The sequence below is a fragment of the Ignavibacteriales bacterium genome (genome assembly GCA_026390775.1).
Taxonomy (GTDB): Bacteria; Bacteroidota; Ignavibacteria; order Ignavibacteriales; family Melioribacteraceae; genus Fen-1258.
The window spans coordinates 1-7,306 of the sequence record JAPLFF010000002.1 but is presented as its reverse complement, the minus strand read 5'-3'; the positions used below and the strand labels follow the sequence as shown (position 1 = coordinate 7,306).

Here is a 7,306-nt window from a genome sequence, read left to right as displayed (position 1 = left end):
GTAATCGGCCATGTTCTCCGACTGCCACATCGCTACGTCGCTTGTTGCACTCTTGGTTATCTTCAACGATTTGCCCAACGATCTCGATTGATCGCTTGCCCACGTTAATGTAGCTCCCGCAGGTTCAGTTCCCTTCGTCCAATACGAAGGCAAGTCGCTCTCAAAACTTCCGATGCTATTTATCCCTGCCTGTGCTTTAATCACAGCAGGAAACAGCATCGCAAGAAATACAATTCCAGAAAACCAGTACTTAAAATAGAATGATATTTGTTTCATAACTGCTCCCTTATTGATTAACGAATTGATATTTAATTATATTATTGTTTCTTCCGGAGTAGAATAGATTTTGGACATCCGCTAAATTCATTTTTTTAGTAAGAAATTCTTCGACATTTATCTGATTGGAACTAAGCAAGTTGATAGCTCTCTGGAATGTAAACGGATTCAGCAAAGAAGTATTAATTGAAAGTTCTTTGTAAAAAGCTTCTTGAAGATTGAATTCTATTTTTGAATTGCTCGGGCTTAACCCGAAGATAAGAATCCTTCCACCTCTCTTAGTAAGATTGAATGCAAGGTTGACAGCTGATGAATGACCAACACATTCAATTACAACATCAACACCGCCATGTGTCAAATCGGAAATCTGTTCCGATAATTTTTCTTCCGATGGATGAAAAGAATGAGTAGCCCCTAAACTCAATCCGATTTTTTTCTTGTTGTCAACTGGTTCAATTAAAATTATACAAGAAGCGCCAGAAATTTTTGCTAACTGAACCATAAACAATCCGATTGTTCCACCGCCTATTACCGCAACAGTCTCACCTTGTTTGATTTTTATTATGTCCATACCGCGAAGACAACACGAGAGAGGCTCAGTAAATGAAGCGCGTGAGAATGGGAATGATTCCGGCAACCGATACACCTGCGACGATGGAACGATGCAATACTCTGCTAATCCACCGTTTATGTTAACCCCTAGCGCAGATAGATTCTCACAAAAATTTATCTTTCCGTTTCGGCAATAAAAACATTTACCGCAATAAATATTAGGATCAATTACTACGTGATCATCATTTGTAAATCCGTCTAAGGTGGAACCTCTATCCACAACGATACCACAAAACTCATGGCCGATAATAACAGGCAAATCAACCTTCGCTTCACAGGTGAACAAATGAAAATCCGTTCCACAGATTCCCGCTGCCGCTATTTTCATTAGCAACTCGTCGGGTTCTAATTTCCTTAACGGGTAATCAATAATTTCTAACTGCTTATGTGCTGTTAATTGTAATGATAACATAAATGAATAGGTCAACCTGCTAAATAATTTTTCTTGTTGATTCTCTTATTACAAGTTCAACGGGGATTAAAGTTTTCTTTGGAGACAAATCATTATTCTCTACAACATTCACGATTAGTTTCATTGCTTCCATACCCAATTCAATTTGGGGTACTTTTATAGTACTGATAGTGGGATTTACCAACAAGTCAGATTCTACGTCATCGAAACCAATCAACGATATCTCCTCAGGCACTTTATAGTTACGATCTTTTAAAAATTGCAGAACACCCAAAGCCATAGCGTCGTTACACGCAAAGACCGCGGTTAAATCAGGAGCTTTCGTAAATAATTTTTCTGCAGCAGAATACCCGGTTTGTTTTGTAGTGTTTTGTTCTTCGATGCTTATGTAAGAATCTTTTACTCCGATCGAAGACTGCCTCAACGCTTTTCTATATCCAAATAAACGATCAGAAATGCTAGGGTGATTCAAATCACCGCCGATAAAACCAATTTTTTCATGACCCAGATCAATGAGATGTTGCGTTGCAAGTAATCCGCCTTTTACATTATCAATCATAATCACCGGATAGTCGCCGCTCGGAGGATAATAGTCAACAAACACGATTGGAATTTCATATTGTATTATGCGATCTATAAGTGCTGAAGGCACCCTACCGGCAATAATTATTCCGTCCACACTTTTTTCTTCAATGAATCGCGGTAATGGTTCGTCATTAGCGAAAACGGAATTTACTGTTGTAAGCAATACGTAATAATTTGTCTCACGAGTAGCGAATTCTGTACCTAAAAATATTCTTGTGTAGAAAGGTTCAGTTTTTAAGAAGTGATCTTCTGTAAGGATAAAGCCAATGTTGCCGGTCTTTTGGGTTACTAATCCTCTGGCTGATCTTGATGGATAATAGTTTAGTTGCTTTATAACCCTCAGTACTTTTTTTCGGGTATCAGGGGAAATTCGTTTATTATTGTGAACGACTAAGGAAACTGTCGCTGTAGAAACGCCTGCTTTCTCCGCTACATTTTTAATTGTATATGACATAGAAGTTAAACGTTTAACTAAACTAAATGTAATCCAAATCTATAGTTAAGTCAAGCTAATTTTTTCGATAAATTTATTCATTTTTTGCCCATTTTTACCATAATTAAAATTTAATTAGATAATAATCTTGGTTAAACGATTAAACAAATATGATGATAGGTCATTATTATTTCATGAAGATTCAGCGAATGTCCCTATTCAAAAGTCGATCCGCAATAAAAATATTGAATTCGCCCTAAAATTAATATTTTTACTCTATTGTAATCAACACGTAAAAACTAAAAATGATAAAATCTATTTTCTCTTTCTGTCTCGGTTTTTTCAAACAAAGAACCCAGCTTTATATTTAGCCTCAACAATTATTTTTTTATAATTAATGAAATTGAGTGACTTATTATGAATCGGAGAATAACTTATTCTCCGCCGAATTCATTTTAATCAATAGATTCAATGTTTTGAAAAATGGCGGTGACCAAAAAGTGACTGAAATTTAATTCCTCGCAATGCAACAGAAACTGCGGAAGGTTATTTTTTTATGTAAGCGTTCAGTCCAATTACAACATTTTTGCCCTCAATAACACATTGTGTAGCCACATTCCCATGTGTAGTCGCTACTACTAATGTTTTTCCAGATGCACTTGGTGTCGGTTCCTGCAAATCAATGCTGATGATAAGTTTTCCATTTTCAATTTTAACTTCCATTTTATTTTTCTCCTATTTTAAGATTATGATGTTTACTAAACTTTAACCAAAACATAACTGCCCCTATCCAAAATTCCGTGTAGAAAAAATAATTCACAATCTTGATTGAACCCCGCACTTTTCAAATTTAATCTTATTTCACTATGGCAAACACTATGGCAGTAATTATATAAAAGGTAATATCTATAAAAAATACCTAGTGGAATCTGCTTATGATCAGCATGTCTAGCTTAAAATTAATTTTGGATAATAATACTCGGCAAAAATTTAATGCGAAACAATGTATTTGTTCTGACCATTTTTTGACCAAGTCAAAATTTTTTCTATCTATTATATATGATCTATTCAGTAATAAATTTTTAAATGGTCATACAATTTTTTGCTTTTTATAAGTACATGTAGTTTTCAATATGGACAGGTCCTCCTCCCAACAAAACATCACATGGGAGATTTATTAGTCTTTCAAGTAAATTTTTTTGTATATCAAAAGGAATCTTTGTAAATCGAGAAGAGGTATCAGTGTTGAGAAATACTTTCGGGGTTTCTGGTTTACTATTTTTACCAACGAGAAATTTTTTTGCCAAATCAATAGCATCTTGAGATAATATCAAAGATACCCCCAAAAACTCAGCGTTTCTTACCGACTTTTTGAAATGAGAGAATAATTCACTGATAAAGCGATAATTAAAAAACATCATATGACTTTTATCTGTTTTGTTCTTCATCGCTCGTATAAGAATGATTACAATGCCAAAAAAACCGACAACACTTGTCCCACGCGGGATTTTTATTCTACGAGAATATAGAAACGGAGAGAGATTAAATACTACATCAAAATCAGTTTGTTTAAGAATCGTGTTTACTTCTTGGATATCGCGTTCGCTTGGGAACGGAGCGGTTGTGTATACCGGCCACACATGTGAAATCCCTTTATTTCCCTCCACCAAATGAAGCGCAGATTTTTTAATAACATAATCAATGCATGCATCGGGGAAAAAATCCCGCAACGCGAAAATAAACGCCTGATTCATAACTGCGTCACCCACATTCACATCAGCGATAACGCATATTTTTTCAAACTTCTTGACTTTCTTAAGAAGGTGTACATTCCGCGCATGTATAATTTTATATAGCAACATATTTCCCGCAAGAACAAACACAACAGAATCAATAAACCGCGCCCCCATATTAGGAAACGCTTCTGTTATCCAATGGATTATTTTATATATAAAACGAACCATTATTTATCTGCCGTTGTTTGACATCTCATCTTACTACACTGTCTTAAATACCTAAACATTTGTAACTGCAGTAGCGGTACACGTTTTGTTACAACGTATCTTCTTCATTTTCATTCATTTTTTTTACAAAATAACTCACAGCCCATCTATTAATAAAATATACCGCAATTATAAGAAGCACTCCCACAAACAGTAAATACTGAGCAATTGCTATACTCCCGCTCAAATAGGTATACGCTTTCCCTGAATAAAAACCAATAAGGGCAAATAAAATGGATTTAGGAAATGTAATAAGCAATGAGATTTCTGCAAATCTTTTTAAAGGAGCGCGCATAGACCCAATCATTAAAAGACCAGCAACAGGAATCGCGGGAGTCAATTTTACAAAAATCATTGCTTTTCCCAAATTTTTATGAAGAAGTATCTCAAGTTTTTTCATACGCACCGACGTAAGCCCTACATAATGCCCATATTGTTCTACAAACGGTTTTCCTCCAAAATACCCAACCGCATAGATTGCTACATCAGCGACCAAATCTCCCGCAACTGAAACAAGGATAATAAGAGGTAAACTAAAATATCCCAAAGCAGCCGCAACACCCGCGGCGGCAGTTACGAACGGACCCTCAACAAGAGTGGCGATGAATAAAATAAAATATCCGTGCGCGATCACCCACGAGACAAGCGTAACAAAAGCAGTATCTTGCATAAAATTATTATAAATTTATTTTTTTGTCTTCATATTCATCCAAAACATCGAACCACTTACCATTATATTTTACTTGTGCGTAGAGTTTTGGATCTATTTTCCATTTGTAATAATAATTACCGGAACTGAAAATTTTGTAATGCAATTCCACATTCCTTTCTCGAAGAAGTCAATCATAATTGTAATTTTTAATGTGCACGGAGTTTTGGATATCGACAATAAATAAAAATACTAGAACGAAAAATTCCATGTTACTTTTTTAATGTACCATCTTTATCGAATGTTAGGCCAAATTTTTTATTACCCTTTTTCATAGAAAGTTCATATGCTAATACATCACCTCTAACCAATGTTTCAGCTTTTACTATAATGGCATTTTTATAATCCTTTTCTAATACTTGTTTGATAACTGCAGGTAAATCTTCTGCAGAAATAACTTCTTCTATCTCTAGCACATTTCCATTTACATCATATATTAAATCGCGTCTTGTAGCTCCGTCTTGACTCTCAACTTCGTATTGTACTTGCCCTTTTTCTTTCTCTTTGGAAAAGGATAAAAGTTTTGCATTCGGATAAGCTTTTTGAAAAGCTCCAGTAATTGCTTTAGGCATTTCTACTTTTTTCTTGTTCTGAGCAAATGTTGCAATCGTCGTAATGGCAATTATTAGTCCAAGAACAATTGTGATGTTATGTTTCATAAATATTTCTCCTTTTGATGTTTGAAACTATATATAAAATCTGAAGAGAATCTGTAATTCCAAGGTGTTTTATTATAAAGCAGAAACTTCTTTAGAACTTGCGCGGAGCGTCAGGGATCTATTTACCCTTCGTGAAAATATTGCCCAGAACTGAATACTTTGTAATGCTATTACTTTCTCGAAAAAGTTAATTACAATTGTAAATTTTTATCTGTGCACGAAGTTTTGGATATGGACATGCAATTTTTATTTTTTTAAGAAACTCTTCACATATTGGGCTGCTTGTTGACCATATCCCTCTCCTTCTTTATCAAGTTTCTCTAATTCAGACATCACCGCAGCTGAAAATAATTCTGGTCTTTGACTAACGATATGTTTCCAAGTTGCGAAAGCCCCTGGAGCATAACTGGTACCATTTACAACTCGTTCTGAACCGGTATTAATAATCTCTAACAATTTTTTAAGTCCAGCATCATTCGCGAATTCAACATTATCCATGAGTTGTTTTGCGAAAAGCAATTGACTGTTTTCATCGCTCATTTTATGGCTCCTTATATGAATTTCAAAAAATTGTATAGCTTCGTTTATTGTTGATTCAGGTATGTTTGGATCTTTTAATTCTTTCAATAAAGTTATGGCTCTTTTATTGCCCAATTGCATCAGTCCACGAATAGCTCCAATTCTAATGTATTTATATTCTTGAATATCCGTTTCTGAAGTAAGAAGATTTGATAGAATAGTGAATGCATTGGCTCCTTTCATTTTCCCTATAGCCTCGCATAATAGGCCAGCATTTACATAAATATATTCTGGATTACCAATCTGTATAGAAGAACGTATAGCAGATTCAATATCAGAAATAAAGTCGTGCCCATATTTTGTTAACTTTGCGAGTCTTAATTCTTGTTCACCAATCTTTGAAGGGATCGAATCTGCGTAGGTAACTATTTCATTTATCAGCAGTATAATTTCTTTCCGTGAATTAGTTTTAACTTTTCTCTGTTTCTGAATGATAGGATATTCAATCGGACTACTTTTTTTATCAACTTTAACTTCAGTGCTTTTTTTAGTTATACTTTTTTGAATATACTCTTTATCGTTTTTATTTTTCCTATTCTTTCGCGCTTTATTGCCAAAGTAAATCAAAATAATTCCGGGTATAATAAATACTAATGATGTTGCCAATAGACCAAGCTGTGGGCGGCCTTCAAATTCTTCTGGAGCTAGAATTACTGCTAGTATCATACCCAATCCCCAAATACAAAGTAAAGTTCCTATAATTATTCTCGCCATTTAAAACCTATATTATTTAAAAGTTGCCTCACGGCGTTGCACCTAACACGCCGCCCCAAACAACGATGCCGCAATGAAAAACTAACGCTAATAGTTTTTAACAAATTTATTTAACAGAATAATGTTACTTGCAATGCTTGCCTTTTACCAAACCCGAAAACTTGAATAATGACGCATTGAAACCGCTGTCATGTGGAAAAGCTGGTTATGCAATTTACTCTTCTAAATTCGCTCCACATTTAGGACATACTTTATCTTCTTCTCCAACCTCAGCTTTACATATGGAACATTGCCATCCATCGGACTCTGGGTTTTTCTCACCCC

9 protein-coding genes are annotated in these 7,306 nt (G+C 34.9%); all 9 read right to left on the bottom strand.

Annotation, left to right across the window (positions count from 1 at the left end):
* Nucleotides 1–204: hypothetical protein (locus NTZ27_00170; GenBank protein ID MCX6173157.1), on the bottom strand; the 204-nt coding region annotated here is incomplete at its 3' end.
* 82 nt (nucleotides 205–286) lie between these two features.
* A complete protein-coding gene (locus NTZ27_00165) occupies nucleotides 287–1,300 on the bottom strand; it encodes a zinc-dependent alcohol dehydrogenase family protein (protein MCX6173156.1) in 1,014 nt (337 codons plus the stop codon).
* Nucleotides 1,301–1,319: 19 nt separating this feature from the next.
* Entirely contained in the window at nucleotides 1,320–2,339 is a 1,020-nt protein-coding gene (locus NTZ27_00160) for a LacI family DNA-binding transcriptional regulator (GenBank protein ID MCX6173155.1), read from the bottom strand.
* Between the two features lie 525 nt (nucleotides 2,340–2,864).
* Nucleotides 2,865–3,041, bottom strand: a complete 177-nt coding sequence (locus tag NTZ27_00155; GenBank protein MCX6173154.1) for a hypothetical protein — start codon at nucleotides 3,039–3,041, stop codon at nucleotides 2,865–2,867.
* A 386-nt stretch (nucleotides 3,042–3,427) separates the two neighbouring features.
* Nucleotides 3,428–4,282, bottom strand: a complete 855-nt coding sequence (locus NTZ27_00150; protein MCX6173153.1) for a hypothetical protein — start codon at nucleotides 4,280–4,282, stop codon at nucleotides 3,428–3,430.
* Between the two features lie 88 nt (nucleotides 4,283–4,370).
* Nucleotides 4,371–4,991, bottom strand: a complete 621-nt coding sequence (locus tag NTZ27_00145; protein ID MCX6173152.1) for a hypothetical protein — start codon at nucleotides 4,989–4,991, stop codon at nucleotides 4,371–4,373.
* A 7-nt stretch (nucleotides 4,992–4,998) separates the two neighbouring features.
* Nucleotides 4,999–5,136: a hypothetical protein gene (locus NTZ27_00140; GenBank protein MCX6173151.1), complete on the bottom strand. Its 138-nt coding sequence runs from the start codon at nucleotides 5,134–5,136 to the stop codon at nucleotides 4,999–5,001.
* A gap of 106 nt (nucleotides 5,137–5,242) precedes the next feature.
* Nucleotides 5,243–5,689 carry a PepSY-like domain-containing protein gene (locus tag NTZ27_00135; GenBank protein ID MCX6173150.1) on the bottom strand — a complete coding sequence of 149 codons (447 nt, stop codon included), beginning with the start codon at nucleotides 5,687–5,689 and terminating at the stop codon, nucleotides 5,243–5,245.
* A 246-nt stretch (nucleotides 5,690–5,935) separates the two neighbouring features.
* Entirely contained in the window at nucleotides 5,936–6,934 is a 999-nt protein-coding gene (locus NTZ27_00130; GenBank protein MCX6173149.1) for a HEAT repeat domain-containing protein, read from the bottom strand.
* Between the last annotated feature and the right edge of the window lie 372 nt (nucleotides 6,935–7,306).